This is a genomic window from Streptomyces physcomitrii (genome assembly GCF_012273655.1).
Classification (GTDB): Bacteria; Actinomycetota; Actinomycetes; order Streptomycetales; family Streptomycetaceae; genus Streptomyces; species Streptomyces physcomitrii.
This window is the reverse complement of the sequence record NZ_JAAWWP010000051.1, coordinates 1-840: the sequence shown is the minus strand read 5'-3', so window position 1 is coordinate 840 and position 840 is coordinate 1. Positions and strand designations below refer to the sequence as shown.

Genomic DNA, 840 nt, shown 5'->3' with positions numbered 1-840 from the left:
GTGGAGCTGGAGTCCTCCGACGGGCACAACGACACCATGCTCGACCCCGAGCAGCGGATCTGGGGCTTCGAGACCAACTTCGGCGGGCTCGCCGAGATCGCCCTGGTCAAGTCCAACCAGCTGATGCCCAAGCCCGACCACCTCAGCTGGGAGGAGGCCGCCGCCCCCGGCCTGGTCAACTCCACCGCCTACCGCCAGCTCGTCTCCCGCAACGGCGCCGGCATGAAGCAGGGCGACAACGTCCTCATCTGGGGCGCCAGCGGCGGCCTCGGCTCCTACGCCACCCAGTTCGCCCTGGCCGGCGGCGCCAACCCCATCTGCGTCGTCTCCAGCGAGGACAAGGCCGAGATCTGCCGCAAGATGGGCGCCGAGGCCATCATCGACCGCAAGGCCGAGGACTACCGGTTCTGGAAGGACGCCACCACCCAGGACCCCCGCGAATGGAAGCGCTTCGGCAAGCGCATCCGCGAACTCACCGGCGGCGAGGACGTCGACATCGTCTTCGAACACCCCGGCCGCGAAACCTTCGGCGCCTCCGTCTATGTCACCCGCAAGGGCGGCACCATCGTCACCTGCGCCTCCACCAGCGGCTACACCCACGAATACGACAACCGCTACCTGTGGATGAGCCTCAAGAGCATCATCGGCTCCCACTTCGCCAACTACCGCGAAGCCTGGGAGGCCAACCGCCTCATCGCCAAGGGCAAGATCCACCCCACCCTCTCCAAGGTCTACTCCCTCGAAGAGACCGGCCAGGCCGCCTACGACGTCCACAAGAACCTCCACCAGGGCAAGGTCGGCGTCCTCGCCCTCGCCCCCGAAGAAGGACTCGGCGTCCGC

The 840-nt window shown here is 67.5% G+C and carries 1 protein-coding gene; it reads left to right on the top strand.

The window, feature by feature from the left end:
• Positions 1-840: crotonyl-CoA carboxylase/reductase (gene ccrA, locus HFV08_RS31035; protein ID WP_168543892.1), on the top strand; the 840-nt coding region annotated here is incomplete at both ends.